Raw genomic sequence first — 19849 nt, 5'->3', positions numbered from 1 at the left:
ATGACGGGGTGACCTCTCCGGAGCTGGTGAACTTCCTCGGTTCGCATCCGCCATTTCAGACGGCCAGTGATACCGAACTGAACGACCTCGTCGCCGCCTCCGCGCTGGAGCAGTACGGTGCCGGGACGGTGATCGCGGACTTCTCCCGTCATGTCCCCGATGACATCTGGATGGTCCTGGCCGGCTCGGTGAACCTGCAGGAGGCGGGCAGGTCAGGTGGTGGGCAGGTGTTCGACACCATCGAGCCCGGCGGAATCTTCGGCTACGTTCCGATGCTGACCGGCGGTGGCATCGAATTCCTGGCTCGCACGACGGAAGCCACCACCGTCGTCCGCCTACCCGGTGAGCTGGTGCGGGCGCAGTTCGCCAAACCGGCCGGACTGCGTTTCCTGGCGCTGTCCGCCACGCCGTCGTCGCAACTGGTGACGGCCAGCGACTCGCGGCCGGTCGGCGATCTGGTGCACGGCACCGTGCTGATCGTCGAGCCCGGGATCTCGGTGCGCGACGCCGTCGTGCAGATGAGCGATCAGCGAGTGTCCTATGCGCTGGTCCGGCTGCGCGAAGGCGGTGTCGGGATCTTCACCGACCGTGACCTTCGGTCTCGGGTCGTCGCAGCGGGGTTACCGGTCGATGTCTCGATCGCCGAAGTGATGAGTCGGCCGGCCCAGACGGTGACCGCGGACCGCACCGCCGAGACGGTGCTGCTGGAAATGCTGGAGCGCGGTATGCGCCATATGCCGGTGATGTCGCCCCGCGGTGAGGTGCTGGGCGTCCTGGAGGACGTCGACCTGCTGGCCGCGTCGGCCCGTCAGAGTTTCGTGTTGCGCCGGGCGATCGCGCAGGCGCCCGATGCTGCTGCGCTACAGCGGCATGGCCGCGAGGTGACCCGCATCGCCGTTGATCTGTTTCGCACCGGGACGAAAGCGTCGGCCGCGAGCAGCATCTCATCGATCGTGCTGGATGCGTTGGTACGCAAGGCATTGGAACTCGCGCTGGCCGAAGCGGGCCCAGGTCCGACGCAGGACCAGTTCGCGTGGCTCACGCTGGGCAGTATCGCCCGTCGGGAGGCCATGCCGTCCTCCGATGTGGACAGCGCACTCAGTTGGGCCGACAGCTGCGATTCCGAATGCGCACAGTTGCGTTCCATCGCGGCCCGCACGCACGCCATCCTCGACGGTTGTGGTCTGCCGGGCGACAGCAACGGTGCGATCGCATCGCACAAGGCGTTCGCCCGGTCGGCCTCCGATTGGGCAGAGGCCGCCGCGGGCTGGCTCGATGATCCACTGCGTGGCAAGGGTTTGATCTTGTCCTCACTACTGATCGACGGCCGCGTGGTGTGGGGGAACCGGGCGTTGCACACCGTGCCCACGGTGTTCCACCGGATGCGTGACGAACATCCGAATGCACTGCGCCTGCAACTACTGGATGCGCTGTCCGGCAAGGTGCGCGCGTGGTCGCTGCGCGACGTGTTGTCGAGGCGCGGCGGCACCTTCGACCTGAAGACGCATGCTGTGACGCCGATCGTGAACCTGGCCCGGTGGGGTGGCCTCACGGCCGACATGACGTCGGCGTCGACTCCGGCTCGGCTCTCGGCGGCGGCCGCTACAGGTGCACTGACGGAGCGGGATTCGCACACTCTCACAGAGGTTTTCGTCATGCTGCAACGAATGCGGTTGGCGCATCAGGTCGAGCTGATCGCCGACGGCCGCACCCCGAACGACGTGATCACCGTCAGCGACCTGTCCCCGCTCAACCGGAGCCTGCTCGGTGACGGGCTGCGCGAGATCGCCGCCGTGCAGCGGCGGGCACGGCAAATGGGAACACACCCTGGATTGCGCTGAGTTCGCTTGACCTACTGGACCAGTCGGGAAACCCGGTGGGCGTGCCGGCCGGTGGTCTCCGTATCCAGGAAGACCAGCGGTTTCATTGTCGGAGGGCTAGTTCCGTCAGTCGTCCAGGAGGCGTGTTCCGGCGAGTGGGCACAGCGATATTTTTCGCTTTGATGGAACCGAACGGCCGTGCCGTGCGTCATAGCAAGGCATGGGAGAACGTGACGTCGCTCGGATAGACCCGTCGGCTGTGCGGGACATCGCGCAGCGGTGTGAATCTGTCGCCGATACCCTCGGCGCGGCGGTGGCCCCGTTGCTGCGGTGGTACTTCGACGGGTTCTGCGGCGGGCGGGACCACGCCGCGCGTGCAGCCGCGTTGCGCGCCGCCCTGGACCAGTCCGCCGACCAGCTGCGTGCGTGGGCGTCCGCATCGGCGGAAGCCGCGGCGGCACTGCGGGTTTCGTCGGGACGCTACGAGGACGTTGACGCCGACCTCGCGGGCCGGTTGGTCTGATGATGGCAGCTGCGTTCGACGTCGCCGGGCGGCTGTCCGAAGGCGATCACGCGCTGACGGTCCTCGATGACTATGTGGCCGCGTGCCAGGTGCTGGGCCTGCCGCCGTCGGTGTCGTTGCAGGACCTGTATCGCGCCGAGAGTGGCCTGGACCTGGCCGCGTTGGCTGCTGACGCGCGCTCGCTCGACGCTGCCGCGACGGCCGCACAGGACGCATTGCGCATGCAGGGCAACGGATATCGGGAGCTGACGGCGCAGTGGTCCGGCGCGGGCGGTGATGCGGCCGGCGCGTTTCTGCGCACCCTGGCGATCGCTGCCGAGGACGTGGTCGCGCACCTGCGGCGCAGCGCCCGCGCATTGACGATCCTTCATGACGAGCTGTGGCGCGCCGTCGACACCAAGGTCGATGCGGTGCTGCGGGCCGACGCACAGACGTCCGGGCATCGCGACGAGTGGACCGCAGCCGCCCATGCGGTCCTCGGGGGAGTCGGAGACGCGGCGGCGGCCAGCGAGATCGTCGATCAGCAAGTGAAGCCTTTCGTGCTTCGGGTGGTGTTCGGGGAGCTGGCGGCCGCACTGCAGACAGCATCCGATGCCGTTGTGGCCGCGTATGATTCGGCGAACTCCGCGGCCACGCCGGGCGCCGTTTCTTTCGGATTTCCTGGACAGGTGCTGGCTCCTGTGCTCAGCGCATCTGCCGCTGCCGGCCCGCGCGATTACCCGGCCGTCGCGCCGCCAACTCTTGGCGCGGCGGCACTTTGGTCAGCGCCGCCGGCCGCACAGGCCGGAATGCCCGCGACGTCGGGTGCATTGCTCTCCGAGTCGCCGGCGACCACGTCCGCCGCGCCGGAACCCGCATTGGGGACGTCGGCCACAGCATCGCCCGTCGGCGCCGCCACACCGCCCGCTGACGTCGGATTCGGTTCCGGTGTAGGCGGTTTGGGGCAGCAGCTGGTCGACGCCATCGGGGGAGTCCTCGGTTCCATGGCAGGCCTCGGTTCCGGCGCAGCCGGGCTCGGCGGCGTTGACGACCTGAAGACCGGACTGGCCGAGGATCTCGGGTTGGACGATGAGGCCGCGAAGGGCGACGTGGGTGACGATGAGGGCGATAAGGATGAGCCGGAGCCAGACGACAAGCCCGACGACACCACGAACAATGACGCTGACGAGCTGACGCCAGACGACGGGGTCGAGCAGCCCGTCGATCAGCCGCCCGGAGAACTCAACCCGCCTGTGGTCACCGCGGCTCCGGTGCCGCTGCCTGATCCAGCTCCCGTCACGCCGCCGGTGGAACCCCTTGCCGAGCATGCGAATCCGACCACGAGGACGCCGTGCGAGATCGCTGCCGATGAATTACCGAACGTGGGCGAGTGAACCCAATACCAGGATGGCCTGCCGGATATCGGATTCGGAGACCGAGCCGTATCCGATCACCAATGCCGGAGGCGCGGTCGACGGATCGGCCCAGCACCAGCGTGCGCCGCCGACGAGCACTCCGCGGTGATACGCGGCGTCGACGATGGCATCCTCGTCGCAGTGGTCGGGCAACTGCACGTGCAGGTGCAGTCCCGCGGACACACCCATCGGTGTGGCCTCGGGAAGCGAGACCTCGAGTGCTGCCAGGAGGGCGTCTCGTCGTCGTCGATAGGTCGGGCGGACCCGCCGTAGATGGCGGGCCATCCCGCCACTGGCCATGAACCGGGCGAAGGCCAGTTGTTCCAGCAGTGTGTTGCCCATGTCGTCGTACAGCTTCTGGCGGGTGACGTCGTCAATCAGCCACTGCGGTAAAGCAATCCAGCCAAGTCGCAGAGCCGGCGTCAGGGTCTTGCTGGCGCAGCCTGCGTAGGCGATCAACTCCGGGGCCAGTCCCTGGAGCGCGCCAATCGGCTGCCGGTCGTAGCGGAACTCCGCGTCGTAGTCGTCTTCGACGATGAGGGTGTTCCGGTGCCGGGCCCAGTCGACCAGCGCCGTACGGCGGTCCGGACTGAGCACCACCCCGGTCGGGTACGAATGAGCTGGTGCCACCAGGACGGCGTCGACATCGAGGCCGTCCAGGTGGTCGACATTGATCCCGTCGTGATCGACCGGCACCGGGACCGCGATCAGCCCGGCGTTGGTGACGGTGTCGCGATGGAAGGCGAAGCAGGGGTCCTCCACCGCGATCGCGCGGCCGCCGCGGGCTTTCAACGCCCTGGCCACGAGGGTCACTGCTTGCGTGATACCCGTTGTCACCTGGATATTTTCGGGCCTTGCCGCGACTCCCCGGACACGCGCCAAATAGTCCGCGAGGGCTTGGCGCAAGGCCTGTGTGCCGAGCGGTCCCGGATACGTCAGGGCGTCGTTTGGTACGTCGTTGACTGCCGCACGGTAGTGGCGCAGCCACTCGGAGCGGGGAAAGAGGGCGGGGTCGGGGAGCCCGCCGATCAGTCGGACGGCATTGCCCGCGACCTCGGCAGTGGGCGCCGGCGGCACCGAAGCACCGAGGTGTTGGACTTGAGTTCCCGACCCTTGCCGACCGGCGAGGTAGCCGTCGGCGGTCAGATGCTCATACGCGGTGACGACGACGCTGCGCGAAACACCCAACTGCTGAGCCAGAATTCGAGATGGCGGCAGGGTCGTGCCCGTGGTCAGCCGGCCCTGCTGGATCGCGACGCGCAGTTGGTGCTGCAGCTGAACGGCTAGTCCGGTGCGCATGGACCGGTCGAGGTTCACGAGGATGTCGGCGGGGAATCCATCGCGATTGGTCTGTTCAGAAGATTCAGAATTGGACCATGACACATACCAATCGTAGGCGCAGGGTGGGTGTCATGACCGCTTTGAATCATGTTTCCACTGCACTGGGCCAGCCCGTCGTCACCGGGTGGATGCCCGGGCCAGTGAATCCGGCAGGGCGTCAGGTGGTGGTCAGCGTGACCGATTTCGCATCGCAGCAGCGTCGGGCCTTGCCGGGCATCGCCTACCGGGGGATGCGGATGCGGGAAGGCTGGTACGCCATGCCCGGTGCCATCGGACTGTGGCTGTGGAGCCTGCCAGTGGCGGGCCGCAGCGGTTCAATCTCGGTATGGGAAAGCGCAGAAGCCTTGCAGCAGTTCATCGTTCTGCCACGGCACCTGAACATCATGGACCGCTACCGCGATCGCGGAGACGTCAGGTCGACGACGTGGGAGGCCGACGTGTTCGACTCGGGCGAGACCCTGCGGCGGGCGTATGCGTGGATCGGCGAGCGCTCGATGGGTTGATGCCTTCAGGGCCGGCTGGTCGGCGCCGGGTTCGGCGGCTGCGTCAGATCGAAGCAATCCGTCATGCCGTTGGCGGCGGCGTCCCGCTCGGTCAGCGGGTCCAACCCGAAGTTGGTTTCGCAGAACTTGAGGAGGCTGACGTGCGAATTGAGCTGGCTGCTGAGGTGACCTGGTTTGGCGTACGGCCCGACCACCAGGCACGGCACCCGGGAGCCGTAGCGGAACGGCTGGCCGTCGAACTCGGCGAATTCGTCGTCGGGCCGTTGGGCGTGGGTGTGGTTCCAGGTTTCGACGACTTTCGGGTCGACGTGGTCGTACCAGCCACCCCAGTCGTCCCAGGTGATGAAGATCGCGACGCGCTCCCACAGTCCGCCGTCGACGACGGCCTGGATCTGTTGCAGGGTCCAGTTCATGCCGTCGGTGACGTTCTGGGTGGGATGCTCCGACAGATCGGGTTTTCCGTCGCCGTACACCCAGGACACCGTCGGTAGCTTGCCCGCGCGGGCCTGCGTTGCGAAGGCATCGCGGCCATGGTTGCTGCCGTGGGTGTGCAGGCCATCGATGTAGGAGAACGCATACCCGCCGTAGTTGCCCCACGACAGGCCGGCTTTCTCGAGCGCGGCGGGCAGTGAGGGCAGCGTGAAGCGGTCGCCGGGAGTCGGCCGGTAATGGTGATGCGGGTTGTTGATCACCGGGGAATCGGCGCAGATCAGCATCAGGTGGTTGGGCGTGGACGGGCCTGCCACTTCAGAGAAGTAGTTGTCGCACAAGGTGAACCGGCGTGCGAGATCGAAATAGCCGGGGATGTCCTGTTCGGTGTACTGCACCCGAAACGTCGGGTCGGACGCGCGGTTCATCCACGTCTGATGCTTGTGGTCGGGATCAGACGGCGGCGGATTCTCTGCGCGGTCCAGCGTTGCGCCATTGGCCCCGGGGAAGGTGCCGAAGTAGTTGTCGAAGGTGTGGTTTTCCTTGACGATGATCACGACATGCTCGATGGGGTCGGCCATGCGTCCAGTGTCGTCGGGTGTCGATACGCGAACGGTGTACGGCCGGTGAACTTTTCACCGATTCACCGTGACCGGGATCAGGTCGCGGAGACCACGGGCGGAGCTAGCCCTTCAGCAGGGCGGCGACCTTGTCTTCCAGCGCCGGGATCTCGGCGTCGGGATCGGCGGCAACGGTCTTCGGCAGCACGACGTCGGCGTCGGCGAAATCCTTGTATGCCTTGTCACCGGTCAGCTGGAACAGCAGGTATCCGGTCAGCAGCGCGCGCACCGTCTTCTGGGTGCGGCGATCCGCTCCCGGCATCCCGACCAGCTTGGACAGCCGGAAGCCCTCGGCCAGCCCGCCCGGTTCGGCCTTGGCGACGGTTCGCACGGTGGCGGTCCGCCACGCGGCGGCCAGCTCGGTGGCATTGGACTGGATGGTCAGCTCGGCGCCGGGCGCGTTCAGGATCAGGCCGGGGACGCGCAGACCGGCCGCGGGCTGATCGGCATCGGGCTTGGTCGCGGTCGGGAACACGGCGGCCACCGCTTTCAGCGGGGCGGCCGACGACCCCAGCCCGACGGCGGTGAAGACCGCGGCCGATGCGCCGAAACCGTGCCCGACCAGGCCCAACTTCGTCGGGTGCACGCTGATCTTGCCGGGGCCCAGCCGGACCCCGGTGATGATGTCGAGGGTGGTACCCAGGTCGAAGGCCAGGTTCAGCACCGACGGCGCGATGCCCGTCTCGGTATTGGGTGCGGCCGCGACGATGCCCCAGGACGCCAGGTGCTCGAGCGTGCCGTTGTAACGTCCGACACCCTGCAACCAGTCGTGGCCGAACGCCACGCCGGGCAGATTCAGCCCCGACTCGGGGGTGTAGACAGTGCCCGGCAGGCCGGCGAAACCCAGGTCACCACGCAGAACGCGGTGCGGGCCGCGGCGCGTCAGGGCGCCGAAGAGCTTCTTCGTCTTGGCCACGCGATGACGTTAGCGCAGTGGCCCTGGTTTGTGCGCCACGCGTGCGCGGTCCGGCACTCAGGAGGCTGCACTACCCTGGAGAACCATGTGTGGAATCGTCGGCTATGTCGGGCAACGGCCGGCCCGCGACATCGTGGTCGACGCGCTGCGACGGATGGAATACCGCGGTTATGACTCCGCCGGTCTCGCCTTGGCCGACGGCCATGGCGGCCTGACCATCCGGCGGCGCGCCGGCCGACTGGCCAACCTGGAAGAGGCGCTGGCCGAAACCGACGCCGCCGAGCTCGAAGGCACCACCGGCGTGGGGCACACCCGCTGGGCAACTCATGGCCGCCCCACGGACCGCAATGCGCATCCGCACAGCGATGCCAGCGGCAAGCTCGCGGTGGTCCACAACGGCATCATCGAGAACTTCGCCGGTCTGCGCGCCGAGCTGGAAGCCGCCGGTGTCGAGTTCCAGAGCGACACCGATTCCGAGGTGGCCGTCCACCTGGTGGCGCGGGCCTACCGGCAGGGGCCTACGGCGGGTGACTTCGTGGCATCGGTGCTGGCCGTGCTGCGCCGGCTCGAGGGTCACTTCACCTTGGTGTTCACCAATGCCGACGAGCCGGGCACCATCATCGCGGCCCGCCGGTCCACCCCGCTGGTGGTCGGCGTCGGCGACGGCGAGATGTTCATCGGTTCCGACGTCGCGGCCTTCATCGAATACACCCGGGACGCTGTCGAGCTCGGGCAGGACCAGGCCGTGGTGATCACCGCGGATGGCTACCAGGTCCTGGACTTCGACGGCAATGACGCCTCGGACCGGGCTCGGCCGTTCCACATCGACTGGGACCTGTCGGCCGCCGAAAAGGGTGGCTACGACTACTTCATGTACAAGGAGATCGCCGAGCAGCCCACGGCCGTCTCCGACACGCTGCTCGGTCACTTCGTCGACGGCAGGATCGTGCTCGACGAGCAGCGGCTCTCCGACCAGGAGCTGCGCGACGTCGACAAGGTCTTCATCGTCGCCTGCGGTACCGCCTACCACTCCGGTCTGCTCGCCAAGTACGCCATCGAGCACTGGACCCGGCTGCCGGTCGAGGTCGAGCTGGCCAGCGAGTTCCGGTACCGGGACCCGGTGCTGGACCGCAGCACGCTGGTAATCGCCATCTCGCAGTCCGGCGAGACCGCCGACACTCTGGAAGCCGTCAGGCACGCCAAGGGCCAGAAGGCCAAGGTGCTGGCCATCTGCAACACCAACGGCTCGCAGATTCCGCGCGAGGCCGACGCCGTGCTCTACACCCGGGCCGGGCCGGAGATCGGCGTCGCGGCCACGAAGACATTCCTCGCCCAGCTGGTCGCGAACTATCTGGTCGGCTTGGCGCTGGCCCAGGCCCGTGGCACCAAGTACCCGGACGAGGTAGCCCGTGAATACCGCGAGCTGGAGGCCATGCCGGCGTTGGTCGAGCAGGTGCTCGAGCGGCTGGAACCGATCGCGGATCTGGGGCGGCAGTTCGCGAAGTCGCCCACGGTGCTGTTCCTGGGGCGGCACGTCGGCTACCCGGTGGCCCTCGAGGGTGCGCTCAAGCTCAAGGAGTTGGCGTACATGCACGCCGAGGGCTTCGCGGCCGGCGAGCTGAAGCACGGTCCGATCGCACTCATCGACGACGACCTGCCGGTGATCGTGGTGATGCCGTCGCCCAAGGGCGCCGCGATGTTGCACGCCAAGCTGCTGAGCAACATCCGCGAGATTCAGGCCCGCGGTGCGGTGACCATTGTCATCGCCGAGGAAGGCGACGAGACGGTGCGGCCGTACGCCGATTACATCTTCGAGATCCCGGCCACTTCGACGCTGTTCCAGCCGTTGCTGTCGACGATCCCGCTGCAGGTGTTCGCCGCGTCGGTGGCCCGCGAGCGGGGATACGACGTGGACAAGCCCCGCAACCTGGCGAAATCGGTCACCGTCGAGTAAGTCGCTCAGCCGCCGACCGCGGCGATGTAGCCGCCGAATCCGAGCACGCACAGGACGGCACACAGCGCCATGGTGCCGACGGCGAACGGCCAGGCGGGGTTGCGTTTGGTGAGCCGGACAACCGTGACGACCGTGCCGGCCACGGCGACAACTGCCGCCGCGATGAAGGCCGTGACCATGACGTTGATGCCTGCATCGGGGTGGCAGGTGGCCGGCGGACAGTAGTCCGTGAACGCCATGGCGAACAGGCCGAAGAATGCCGCCACCACACCGCCGACATAGGTGAGCACCAGCGCGACGATCGACGCGGCGAGGTCGCCGCCCGAGATCGGTGGCTTGGCCGGAGGCGGCGGATAGCCGTAGGTCATGGCGGGATGGTATCCGTGCCGAACGTGAGCTTGTGCGCGAACTTCTGCGGGTTCTTCGCACACCAGCTCACCCTCGATGCCCCAATCTCGGACACACGCCAACGCTGGACGGGCGGATCTGCGTAACCTTCGGAGCTATGCGGCACTACTTCACCGCCGAGCAGATTCGCGCGGCCGAGGCGCCGCTGCTGGCATCCCTGCCCGATGGCGTGTTGATGCGCCGTGCGGCCTACGGCTTGGCGACGGCGATCACCGCTGAACTCAAGGCCCGCGCCGGCGGTGTCGCCGGCCGCCAGGTCTGCGCGGTCGTCGGCTCGGGGGACAACGGCGGTGACGCGCTGTGGGCGGCCACCTTCCTGCGCCGGCGCGGCACCGCGGCGAGCGCGGTGCTGCTCAACCCGGAACATACCCACGCCGCGGCGCTGGCGGCGTTCCGTCGGGCTGGCGGAAGAATCGTCGAGAACATCCCGTCGACAACGGATTTGGTGATCGACGGTGTGGTCGGTATCGGTGCCACCGGGCCGTTGCGTCCCCATGCCGCGGCCATCTTCGGCGCCACCACCGCGCCCGTCGTCGCGGTCGACATTCCCAGCGGCATCGACGTGCGGACCGGAGCAGCGGACGGTCCCCATGTGCGGGCCGCGCTGACCGTGACCTTCGGTGGCCTCAAACCCGTGCATGGGCTGGCCGACTGCGGCCGCGTCGAACTGATCGACATCGGTCTCGATCTGCCCCAGCCGGCGCTGCTCGGGTTCGAAGCACCCGACGTCCGCACCCGCTGGCCGGTGCCGCACCCGTCGGACGACAAGTACAGCCAGGGCGTGAAGGGCGTGCTTGCCGGGTCGGCGACCTACCCCGGTGCGGCCATCTTGAGCACCGGTGCCGCCGTGGCGGCCACCTCCGGCATGGTCCGCTACGCCGGCACCGCGCATGCCGAGGTGGTGTCGCACTGGCCGGAAGTAATTGCGGTGTCGGATCCGACGACGGCGGGCCGGGTACAGGCCTGGGTGGTCGGTCCAGGTGTGGGCACCGACGCCGCCGGCGATGAGGCGCTGCGCTTTGCCTTGGCCACCGACCTGCCGGTGATCGTCGATGCCGATGCGCTGACCCTGTTGGCCGCCGACCTCGATCTGGTGATCGACCGCACGGCGCCCACGGTGCTGACCCCGCACGCGGGTGAATTCGCCCGGCTCGCAGGGCATCCGCCGGGACCCGACCGGGTCGGCGCCGCCCGCGCCCTGGCCGACCGGCTCGGCGCCACGGTGTTGTTGAAGGGGAATGTCACCGTCATCGCCGAACCAGACGGCCCGACCTATCTGAATCCGGCCGGCCAGTCCTGGGCCGCGACGGCCGGCTCCGGCGACGTACTGTCCGGCATCATCGGGGCCCTGCTGGCCGCCGGTATCGCACCGGGAGAGGCCGCCGCAATGGCGGCCTTCGTGCATGCCCGCGCGGCCGGCCTGGCCGCAGCGGACCCGGGACCTCGTCCTGCGCCGACATCGGCGCTACGCATCCTGGCCCACGTCCGGGCCGCCGTCGCATCGCTCTAGAGGAAGGGAATTCCCATGTCGCACAGGCATGTTCACGCATCTACCATGAGCCCCGCATACACCGGTCGGTTGTCCACCGCACCGGTCCCGTCGCTGCGCCTACCTGACGACCCGATGGACTCGCAGGCCGCGTATCGCTTCATCCACGACGAGTTGATGCTCGACGGCAGCTCGCGATTGAACCTCGCGACGTTCGTCACCACCTGGATGGACCCCGAGGCCGAGAAGCTGATGGCCGAGACGTTCGACAAGAACATGATCGACAAGGACGAATACCCGGCGACCGCGGCCATCGAGGCCCGCTGCGTGTCGATGGTGGCCGACCTGTTCCACGCCGAGGACCTGCGCGACGATGACGCGTCGGCGGCGTGCGGGGTCTCGACCATCGGTTCCAGCGAGGCCGTGATGCTGGCCGGGCTGGCGCTCAAATGGCGGTGGCGCGCGAAGTTGGCCGGGACGGACGGCACTGCCTGGAAGGGCCGGACTCCCAATCTCGTCATGGGCTCCAACGTCCAGGTGGTGTGGGAGAAGTTCTGCCGCTACTTCGACGTCGAGCCGCGGTACCTGCCGATGGCCGAGGGACGCTACGTCATCACTCCGGAACAGGTGCTCGCCAACGTCGACGAAGACACGATCGGCGTGGTGGGAATCCTCGGCACCACCTTCACCGGCGAGCTGGAGCCGATCGCCGAGATCTGCGCCGCCCTGGACAAGCTGGCCGCCGACAGCGGCCTGGACATCCCCGTGCACGTCGATGCCGCCAGCGGGGGTTTCGTCGTCCCGTTCCTGCACCCCGACCTGGAGTGGGATTTCCGGTTGCCGCGCGTGGTGTCGATCAACGTCAGCGGTCACAAGTACGGGCTCACCTACCCGGGCATCGGTTTCGTGGTGTGGCGCAGCAAGGAGCACCTGCCCGAGGACCTGGTTTTCCGGGTCAACTACCTGGGCGGTGACATGCCGACCTTCACTCTGAACTTCTCGCGGCCCGGCAACCAGGTGGTCGGCCAGTACTACAACTTCCTGCGGCTGGGCCGGGCCGGCTACACGCAGATCATGCGCTGCCTATCCGGTACTGCCCGGTGGATCGGCGACGAACTGCGCAAGAGCGAGCACTTCGAGGTGATCACCGACGGCTCGGCCATCCCGGTGATCGCCTGCCGGCTCAAGGGCAGGCGCCCGTACACCGAGTTCGACGTGTCACACGCCTTGCGGGCGTACGGCTGGCAGGTACCGGCCTACACCATGCCCGACGACGCGACGGACATCGCGGTGCTGCGGATCGTGGTCCGGGAAGGCTTCTCGGCTGACCTGGCCCGTGCCCTGCGTGATGACCTGATCACGGTGCTGAACGACCTGGACGAGCTCAAACCGAAAGGCCAGTTCGACGACGTGCAGCCCTTCTCACACTGACGTCAGACGGCGTTCCGGCGGGCGTCTGGGAGAATCGTGGCGACATGACCCAGCACCACGATTCCCCGACGCCCGGACCGACCGCGGAAGCGCTGGTCGATCTGGGTGCCGTCGCACACAACGTGCGGCTTCTGCGAGAACGCGCAGGCAGCGCCGCGGTGATGGCGGTGGTCAAGGCCGACGGCTACGGACACGGTGCGCCACAGGTCGCCCGGGCCGCGCTGGCGGCCGGGGCCGCGGAGTTGGGTGTCACCAACATCAGTGAGGCGCTGGCGCTGCGACAGGCCGGCATCACGGCGCCCGTGCTGTCCTGGCTCAACCTGCCCGGCACGGACTTCGCGCCTGCCCTGGCCGCCGATGTGCAGGTGGCGGTGTCCACGGTGCGGCAGTTCGACGATGTGCTCGACGCGGTGCGCCGCAGCGGTGCGCCCGCCACGGTGACCGTGAAGGTCGACACCGGTCTCAGCCGCAACGGCGTCAGCCCCGCCGAGTACCCGGAACTGCTCGAGGCCATGGCCCGGGCCACCGCCGACGGGGCGGTGCGCCCGCGCGGCATCATGAGCCACCTCGTGTGCGGTGACGATCCGCAGCACCCGATGAACGACACCCAGGCGGCCCGCCTCACCGCGGCCCGGGAACAGGCACTGGCCGCCGGAGTGCGCTTCGAGGTGGCGCACCTGGCCAACTCGCCGGCGACCCTGACCCGGCCTGATTTGCACTTCGATCTGGTGCGGCCCGGTATCGCGATCTACGGGCAGACGCCCATCCCCGCCCTCGGCGATTTCGGCCTGCGGCCCGCCATGACGCTGAAATGTCCCGTCTCCGCGGTGCGGTCGATCAAGGCCGGCGACGGGGTGTCCTACGGGCACATGTGGATCGCTGACCGCGACACTACCGTCGGACTGATCCCGCTCGGCTACGCCGACGGGGTGTTCCGGGGTCTCAGCGGGCGGATCGACGTGAGCATCAACGGCGCCCGGTACCGCAACGTCGGCCGAATCTGTATGGACCAGTTCGTCGTTGACCTGGGGCCGGGCGGTGCCGGCGTCGCAGTGGGGGACGAGGCGGTGCTGTTCGGCTCGGGCGCCTCCGGCGAGCCGACCGCTCAGGATTGGGCCGAGCTGCTGGGCACCATCAACTACGAGGTCGTCACCAGTCCACGCGGTCGGATCGCCCGGACTTATCGTGAGTCGACAGGCTGACGTCCATGGGCGACAACAAGAATGCCCGGTGGCTGGCGGGCATGGCCGGCCTCACTGCCGTGGGGTCGGTCGCCGGAATCGGTGTGGTTCGCTCGCTGCGCCGCCGTAGTGGCGAAGATCCTTATGCCGGTGAAGATTTCACCACGCTCGACGCCGACCGCGGCTGCGTCGTGACCGCCACCGACGGCGTGCCGCTGGCGGTGCGTGAGGTCGGTCCGAAAGACGCCCGGTTGACGGTGCTCTTCGCACACGGCTTCTGTAACAGCATGGGCTCGTTTCATTTTCAGCGGGCCCGCCTCGCCGAGCGGTGGGGTGATCAGGTCCGCATGGTGTTCTATGACCAGCGCGGTCACGGCCGGTCGTCAGCCGGGCCGGTCGACTCGTACACCGTGCCGCAGCTGGGGCAGGACCTCGAATCGGTGATGCGGGTGATGGCTCCGCGCGGTCCCGTCGTGCTGGTCGGCCACTCGATGGGCGGCATGACGGTGCTGTCTCACGCCCGACAGTTCCCGCGGAACTATCCGGCACGGGTGTGCGGCGTGGCACTCATCGCCTCTGCGGCACAAGGGGTTACCCGCTCGCCGCTCGGTGAGGTGCTGCAGAATCCGGCACTGGAGGCGGCCAAGGTCGCCGTGCGGTTTGCGCCCGGGGCGGTCAGTGCGGGGCGGGGCGCGGCCAAGGCCGTCATCGGCCCGGTGCTCAAGGCCGCGTCGTTCGGTGATGAGGCCGTCAGTCCGTCGGTGGCGCGGTATGTCGAGAAGATGATGCATGACACCTCGATGCGCACCACCGTGGAATTCCTGCATGCATTGGAAACCCACGACGAGGCCGGCGCGCTGCCGGTGCTGCAGCACGTGCCCACCCTGATCGCCTGCGGCGACCAGGATTTGCTGACCCCGCCGGCCAAGTCGGAGGCGATGATGCGGCAGCTGCCGAAGTCCGAACTGGTGATCGTCGAAGGCGCCGGCCACATGGTGCACATGGAGCAACCCGAACTCATCAACGAAGCGCTGGAGCGTTTCGTCGAACACGCCACCCCGTCACGATTGGTGGCGCTCACCCGGCAGCTGCGTGGAAAGGCCAAGCGCAATGGATGATTCGCACGGCACCGAGCACCTGCCGACCGAGGCAGACACCATGGCCCTCGGCGCCCGGTTCGGCGCCGAACTTCGGGTCGGCGACGTGGTGGTGCTCACCGGTCCGCTGGGTGCCGGAAAAACGATGCTGGCCAAGGGTATTGCGCAAGGCATGGACGTCGACGGAGCGGTGACGTCACCGTCCTACGTGCTGGCCCGGGTGCACCCCGCCCGTCGCGCCGGGCACCCTGCGATGGTCCACGTCGACATGTACCGGCTGCTCGACTCGGGCAGCACCGACCTGCTCGGAGAACTCGACTCGCTTGACCTCGACACCGACCTCGATGATGCCGTGGTGGTCGTCGAGTGGGGTGAGGGCCTGGCCGAGCGACTGTCGGCCAGCCATCTGGACATCCGGTTGGAGCGCGCCGACGACGACACCCGTACTGCTGTCTGGCATTGGAGCCGTTCATGATTCTCGCCATCGATACCGCAACTCCGGCTGTCACCGCCGGGGTGGCCCGGCGTACGGCCGCCGGTGTCGAGGTGCTGGCCGAACGGATCACCGTCGACGCCCGTGCGCACGCCGAGCAACTGACGCCCAATGTGGTTGCCGCCGTTGCCGATGCGGGAATCACGTTCGCCGACCTGACGGCGATCGTGGTTGGTTGCGGGCCGGGCCCGTTCACCGGGCTGCGGGTCGGGATGGCCACCGCCGCCGCCTATGGCCATGCCCTCGGCGTCCCGGTGTACGGGGTGTGCAGCCTCGACGCGATCGCGCCTCAGACGGCCGGAGAGTTGTTGGTGGTCACCGACGCCCGTCGCCGTGAGGTGTACTGGGCACGGTACCGCGACGGCGTGCGGGTCGACGGACCGGCCGTCAGTGCCGCGGCCGATGTCGAGTCGGGTGCGGGTTCGGTCGCCGGTCCGGCCGCGCAGGTCGCGTTGTTCCCCTTGCCCGCGCTGGCGGTGGAGTACCCGACCGTGGCCGGACTCGTGACCGCCGCCGACTGGGACCAGCCGCCCGCTGCGCTGGTGCCGCTGTACCTGCGCCGCCCGGATGCGAAAACCCTTGCCGAGCGGGGCCTCTCGTGACGGTCGAGTACGGGTCGCTGACGGTCGGTGATGCCGACCGGTGTGGCGAACTCGAAGCGATCCTGTTCCCGGGCGATGACCCGTGGCCGGCGGTGGCCTTCATCCGTGAGCTCGACTCGGACCACAACCACTATGTGGCAGCGCGCGACGGCAAGCTGCTGGTGGGCTATGCCGGCATCAGCCGCCTGGGCCGCAAACCGCCGTTCGAGTACGAGGTGCACACCATCGGCGTCGATCCGGCGTATCAGGGCCAGGGCATCGGTCGGGAGCTGCTGGACCGGCTGTTGGCCATCGCCGACGGTGGCACCGTGTTTCTGGAGGTGCGCACCGACAACGAGCCGGCGATCGGGCTGTACGAAAGCGTTGGATTCGTGAAAATGGGCGTGCGCAAACGGTATTACCGGATCAGTGGCGCGGATGCCTACACGATGCGCAAGGAGGCGTCATGACGATCATCTTGGCAATCGAAAGTTCCTGTGACGAAACAGGAGTCGGCATCTGCGAACTCGCGGATGACGGAACCGTCACGCTCCTGGCCGACGAGGTCGCCTCCAGCGTCGACGAGCACACCCGGTACGGCGGTGTGGTGCCGGAGATCGCCTCCCGTGCGCATCTGGAGTCGCTGGGGCCCACCATGCGCCGGGCGCTGACGACCGCCGGCATCGAGCGGCCCGACGTCGTGGCGGCGACCATCGGACCCGGTCTGGCCGGGGCATTGTTGGTGGGTGTGGCTGCGGCCAAGGCCTATTCGGCGGCGTGGGGAGTGCCGTTCTACGGGGTCAACCACCTCGGTGGACATCTGGCCGCCGACGTGTACGACCACGGACCGCTGCCAGAGAGTGTCGGCCTGCTGGTGTCAGGTGGCCATACGCACCTGCTGCACGTGCGGTCCCTCGGTGAGCCGATCGAAGAACTCGGCAGCACCGTCGACGACGCGGCCGGTGAGGCGTACGACAAGGTGGCCCGGCTACTCGGGCTGGGCTACCCCGGTGGCCGGGTGCTCGACGAGCTGGCCCGCCAGGGTGACCGGGACGCCATCGTGTTCCCGCGCGGCATGACCGGGCCGCGAGATGACCCGTACGCCTTCAGCTTTTCCGGGCTCAAGACCGCGGTTGCCCGGCACATGGAGAAACACCCGGACGCGTCGCACGCCGATGTGGCGGCCGGGTTCCAGGAGGCCGTCGCGGATGTGTTGACCCGCAAGGCGGTTCGCGCGGCCACCGATCTCGGGGTGTCGACGCTGCTGATCGCCGGGGGTGTGGCGGCCAACTCACGGCTGCGGGAGCTCGCCGAAGAGCGTTGTGCCGAGGCTGGTTTGACGCTTCGAGTGCCGCGGCCCCGGCTGTGTACCGACAACGGGGCCATGATCGCGTCCTTCGCCGCGCATCTGATTGCCGCGGGTGCCAAGCCGTCACCGCTCGATGTGCCGAGCGATCCGGGGCTGCCGGTGGTGAAGGGACAGATCGCGTGAGCAAGCTGGAAGACGTGGCGGACAAGCTGGCGATCACCGAGTTGTTGTACCGCTACGCCGAGTTGATCGATGCCGGCGACTTCGACGGCGTGGGAGACCTGCTGGGGCGTGGTCGGTTCGGCGGGCCGACTTCGGGCAGCGTCGAGGGACGGGACGCGATCGCCAAGACTTTCGCCCGTACCACTCGCCGGTTCCCGGACCACGGGAACACCCCGCGCACCCGGCACCTGGTGCTCAACCCGATCGTCGAACTCGATGGCGATATCGCTCACGCAAGGTCGACGTTCTGCGTGGTGCAACAGACTGAAACGGTGCCGCTGCAGCCCATCGTGGTGGGCCGGTACGCCGATACGTTCGCGCGCGACGACAGTGGCTGGTACTTCACCGAGCGCATCGTGGATGTTCAGATGGTCGGCAATGTGTCCGACCATCTGAATATCTCGCTGTAGGGCGCTACGCGTCTTTCCCGGTCGACGAGATCGGGATGAGGGGCAGCCGCAACGCCCCCGGAGCGCCTTCCGGCACAACCGGTTTGACCGGGGCCACAGCGTCCACCCGACGGTAGGGCTGTCCCTGTTCGGGACGCAGGTCGTTCTCGCCCTTGTTGGGCCACATCGCTGCCGCACGCTCCGCTTGGGCGGTGATGGTCAACGAGGGGTTCACGCCCAGGTTCGCCGAAACTGCCGACCCGTCAACGACACTCAGGGTGGGGTAGCCGTAGACCCGGTGGTAGGGGTCGATCACGGCGTGCTCGGCGTCCGAGCCGATGGCGCAACCACCGAGGAAATGCGCGGTCATCGGGATGTTGAACAGCTCGCCCCAGGTGCCGGCCGTCACTCCGTCGATCTTCTCGGCGACCCGGCGGGTCGCGTCGTTGCCGGCCGGGATCCATGTCGGATTGGGTTGGCCGTGGCCCTGCTTGCTCGACAGGTGCCGGCCACGCAGTCCCCGCTTGGTGAACGTGGTGATCGAGTTGTCCAGGTTCTGCATCACGAGTGAAATCACCGTGCGCTCACTCCAATTGCCGACTGACAACACCCGCAACAGTGCGCGCGGGTGCGTCACCGCCAGCCCCAGGAACTTCAGCCAGCGCGGCCACCGACCGCCGCCGTCGGTCATCAGGGTCTGCAGCAGGCCCATCGCGTTGGAGCCCTTGCCGTAGCGCACCGATTCGATGTGGGTGTCGCTGGTCGGATGGAACGACGACGTGATGGCCACCCCGCGCGTCAGGTCCAGCGCCGGGTCGACCTGGTATTTCATTGCGCCGACGATCGATTCGGAGTTGGTGCGGGTGAGTACACCGAGCCGGTCCGACAGCTGGGGCAGGGTGTCGCTGTCCTTCATCTTGTGCAGCAGGTTCTGGGTGCCCCAGGTGCCGGCCGCCAGGACGACGTGCCGCGCCGTGAACGTGCGGCGGTTCTTGCGCAGGGTCCTGCCGGTGCGGACGGTGTCGATCTCCCAGATCCCGCTCGGGCTTTGCCGCACGGAATCGACCGTCGTCAGCGGATGCACTGTGGCGCCGGCATTCTCGGCCAGGCCGAGGTAGTTCTTCAGCAATGTGTTCTTGGCGCCGTAGCGACAGCCCGTCATGCAGCTGCCGCATTCGATGCACCCGGTGCGGTCGGGTCCGACGCCGCCGAAGAACGGATCGCGGACCGTCTTGCCGGGCTCGCCGAAGAACACTCCGACGGGGGTCTGGACGAACGTGTCGCCGACACCCATGTCCTCGGCGACCGCTTTCATGATCTCGTCGGCCGGGGTCATGCTCGGGTTGATCACCACCCCGAGCATGCGCCGGGCCTGGTCGTAGTAGGGCGACAGCTCGTCGGACCAGTCGGTGATGTGCGCCCACTGCGGGTCGTTGAAGAACGGCGCGGGCGGCTTGTAGAGGGTGTTCGCGTAGTTCAGCGACCCGCCCCCGACGCCGGCCCCGGCCAGGATGACGGCGTCGCGCAGCAGGTGGATGCGCTGTACGCCGAAGCACCCCAGCTTGGGCGCCCACACGAATTTGCGGACGTCCCAACTGGTTTTCGGGAACTGGTCATCGGTGAACCGGCGTCCGGCTTCCAAAACGCCGACGCGGTAACCCTTCTCGGTCAACCGCAACGCGGTGACGCTGCCCCCGAATCCGGACCCGACGACGATCACGTCATAGTCGGTGTTGGACATGTACTTCT

Annotated in this window: 19 protein-coding genes; 14 read left to right on the top strand and 5 right to left on the bottom strand. The window is 67.9% G+C overall.

Going from position 1 to position 19849, the window contains the following annotated elements; genetic code table 11:
- Positions 1-8: 8 nt before the first annotated feature.
- The 3 genes from G6N59_RS10290 (at position 9) to G6N59_RS10280 (ending at position 3716) form a co-directional block, all read left to right on the top strand.
- On the top strand, positions 9-1841 hold the full coding sequence (locus G6N59_RS10290) for a putative nucleotidyltransferase substrate binding domain-containing protein (RefSeq protein ID WP_138232099.1): 1833 nt from the start codon (positions 9-11) through the stop codon (positions 1839-1841).
- Positions 1842-2040: 199 nt separating this feature from the next.
- Positions 2041-2343 carry a type VII secretion target gene (locus tag G6N59_RS10285; protein ID WP_138232098.1) on the top strand — a complete coding sequence of 101 codons (303 nt, stop codon included), beginning with the start codon at positions 2041-2043 and terminating at the stop codon, positions 2341-2343.
- Positions 2343-3716 (top strand): hypothetical protein, encoded by a 1374-nt coding sequence (locus G6N59_RS10280; protein ID WP_138232097.1) that lies wholly within the window; start codon positions 2343-2345, stop codon positions 3714-3716. Before G6N59_RS10285 ends, G6N59_RS10280 begins: the two co-directional genes overlap by 1 nt.
- On the opposite strand, the gene pdxR is transcribed toward G6N59_RS10280, so the two are convergent.
- Positions 3696-5120, bottom strand: coding sequence for a MocR-like pyridoxine biosynthesis transcription factor PdxR (pdxR, locus tag G6N59_RS10275; protein ID WP_197907914.1), 1425 nt, complete (start codon positions 5118-5120; stop codon positions 3696-3698). The genes G6N59_RS10280 and pdxR overlap by 21 nt on opposite strands.
- Positions 5121-5149: 29 nt before the next feature.
- Between pdxR and G6N59_RS10270 the strand changes: the two genes are divergently transcribed.
- A complete protein-coding gene (locus G6N59_RS10270; protein ID WP_138232096.1) occupies positions 5150-5581 on the top strand; it encodes a hypothetical protein in 432 nt (143 codons plus the stop codon).
- A 5-nt stretch (positions 5582-5586) separates the two neighbouring features.
- On the opposite strand, the gene G6N59_RS10265 is transcribed toward G6N59_RS10270, so the two are convergent.
- Positions 5587-6591 carry a phospholipase C gene (locus G6N59_RS10265; protein ID WP_138232134.1) on the bottom strand — a complete coding sequence of 335 codons (1005 nt, stop codon included), beginning with the start codon at positions 6589-6591 and terminating at the stop codon, positions 5587-5589.
- Between the two features lie 103 nt (positions 6592-6694).
- On the bottom strand, positions 6695-7546 hold the full coding sequence (locus tag G6N59_RS10260; RefSeq protein ID WP_138232095.1) for a dienelactone hydrolase family protein: 852 nt from the start codon (positions 7544-7546) through the stop codon (positions 6695-6697).
- An 85-nt stretch (positions 7547-7631) separates the two neighbouring features.
- Here G6N59_RS10260 and glmS point away from each other — a divergent pair, with 85 nt between their 5' ends.
- Entirely contained in the window at positions 7632-9500 is a 1869-nt protein-coding gene (gene glmS / locus G6N59_RS10255) for a glutamine--fructose-6-phosphate transaminase (isomerizing) (RefSeq protein ID WP_138232094.1), read from the top strand.
- A 5-nt stretch (positions 9501-9505) separates the two neighbouring features.
- On the opposite strand, the gene G6N59_RS10250 is transcribed toward glmS, so the two are convergent.
- The gene (locus tag G6N59_RS10250; RefSeq protein ID WP_138232093.1) at positions 9506-9868 is read right to left on the bottom strand and encodes a hypothetical protein; all 363 of its coding nucleotides are present in this window, start codon (positions 9866-9868) and stop codon (positions 9506-9508) included.
- A gap of 137 nt (positions 9869-10005) precedes the next feature.
- Here G6N59_RS10250 and G6N59_RS10245 point away from each other — a divergent pair, with 137 nt between their 5' ends.
- Genes G6N59_RS10245 through G6N59_RS10205 form a run of 9 tightly spaced genes read left to right on the top strand, consistent with a single transcriptional unit; the run spans position 10006 to position 18121 of the window.
- Positions 10006-11418: an NAD(P)H-hydrate dehydratase gene (locus G6N59_RS10245; protein WP_138232092.1), complete on the top strand. Its 1413-nt coding sequence runs from the start codon at positions 10006-10008 to the stop codon at positions 11416-11418.
- Between the two features lie 15 nt (positions 11419-11433).
- Positions 11434-12828, top strand: coding sequence for a glutamate decarboxylase (locus G6N59_RS10240; protein WP_138232091.1), 1395 nt, complete (start codon positions 11434-11436; stop codon positions 12826-12828).
- A gap of 44 nt (positions 12829-12872) precedes the next feature.
- Entirely contained in the window at positions 12873-14030 is a 1158-nt protein-coding gene (gene alr / locus G6N59_RS10235; protein WP_138232090.1) for an alanine racemase, read from the top strand.
- A gap of 5 nt (positions 14031-14035) precedes the next feature.
- Complete coding sequence (locus tag G6N59_RS10230; protein ID WP_138232089.1) at positions 14036-15127, top strand: alpha/beta fold hydrolase; 1092 nt, start codon at positions 14036-14038, stop codon at positions 15125-15127.
- Positions 15120-15581, top strand: a complete 462-nt coding sequence (gene tsaE / locus G6N59_RS10225; protein ID WP_138232088.1) for a tRNA (adenosine(37)-N6)-threonylcarbamoyltransferase complex ATPase subunit type 1 TsaE — start codon at positions 15120-15122, stop codon at positions 15579-15581. Before G6N59_RS10230 ends, tsaE begins: the two co-directional genes overlap by 8 nt.
- Positions 15578-16201, top strand: a complete 624-nt coding sequence (tsaB, locus tag G6N59_RS10220) for a tRNA (adenosine(37)-N6)-threonylcarbamoyltransferase complex dimerization subunit type 1 TsaB (RefSeq protein ID WP_138232087.1) — start codon at positions 15578-15580, stop codon at positions 16199-16201. Before tsaE ends, tsaB begins: the two co-directional genes overlap by 4 nt.
- Positions 16198-16650: a ribosomal protein S18-alanine N-acetyltransferase gene (gene rimI, locus G6N59_RS10215; protein WP_138232086.1), complete on the top strand. Its 453-nt coding sequence runs from the start codon at positions 16198-16200 to the stop codon at positions 16648-16650. The genes tsaB and rimI overlap by 4 nt, the downstream gene beginning before the upstream one ends.
- The gene (gene tsaD / locus G6N59_RS10210) at positions 16647-17672 is read left to right on the top strand and encodes a tRNA (adenosine(37)-N6)-threonylcarbamoyltransferase complex transferase subunit TsaD (RefSeq protein WP_138232085.1); all 1026 of its coding nucleotides are present in this window, start codon (positions 16647-16649) and stop codon (positions 17670-17672) included. The genes rimI and tsaD overlap by 4 nt, the downstream gene beginning before the upstream one ends.
- Positions 17673-17677: 5 nt before the next feature.
- Positions 17678-18121, top strand: coding sequence for a nuclear transport factor 2 family protein (locus G6N59_RS10205; RefSeq protein WP_138232133.1), 444 nt, complete (start codon positions 17678-17680; stop codon positions 18119-18121).
- A 4-nt stretch (positions 18122-18125) separates the two neighbouring features.
- On the opposite strand, the gene G6N59_RS10200 is transcribed toward G6N59_RS10205, so the two are convergent.
- Positions 18126-19841, bottom strand: coding sequence for a GMC oxidoreductase (locus G6N59_RS10200; RefSeq protein ID WP_138232084.1), 1716 nt, complete (start codon positions 19839-19841; stop codon positions 18126-18128).
- Positions 19842-19849: the final 8 nt, after the last annotated feature.

Origin of the sequence: Mycolicibacterium aubagnense, assembly GCF_010730955.1 — a bacterium.
GTDB classification, from domain to species: domain Bacteria; phylum Actinomycetota; class Actinomycetes; order Mycobacteriales; family Mycobacteriaceae; genus Mycobacterium; species Mycobacterium aubagnense.
The sequence above is the reverse complement of the archived record's forward strand: the minus strand, read 5'-3'. Positions and strand labels throughout refer to the sequence as shown.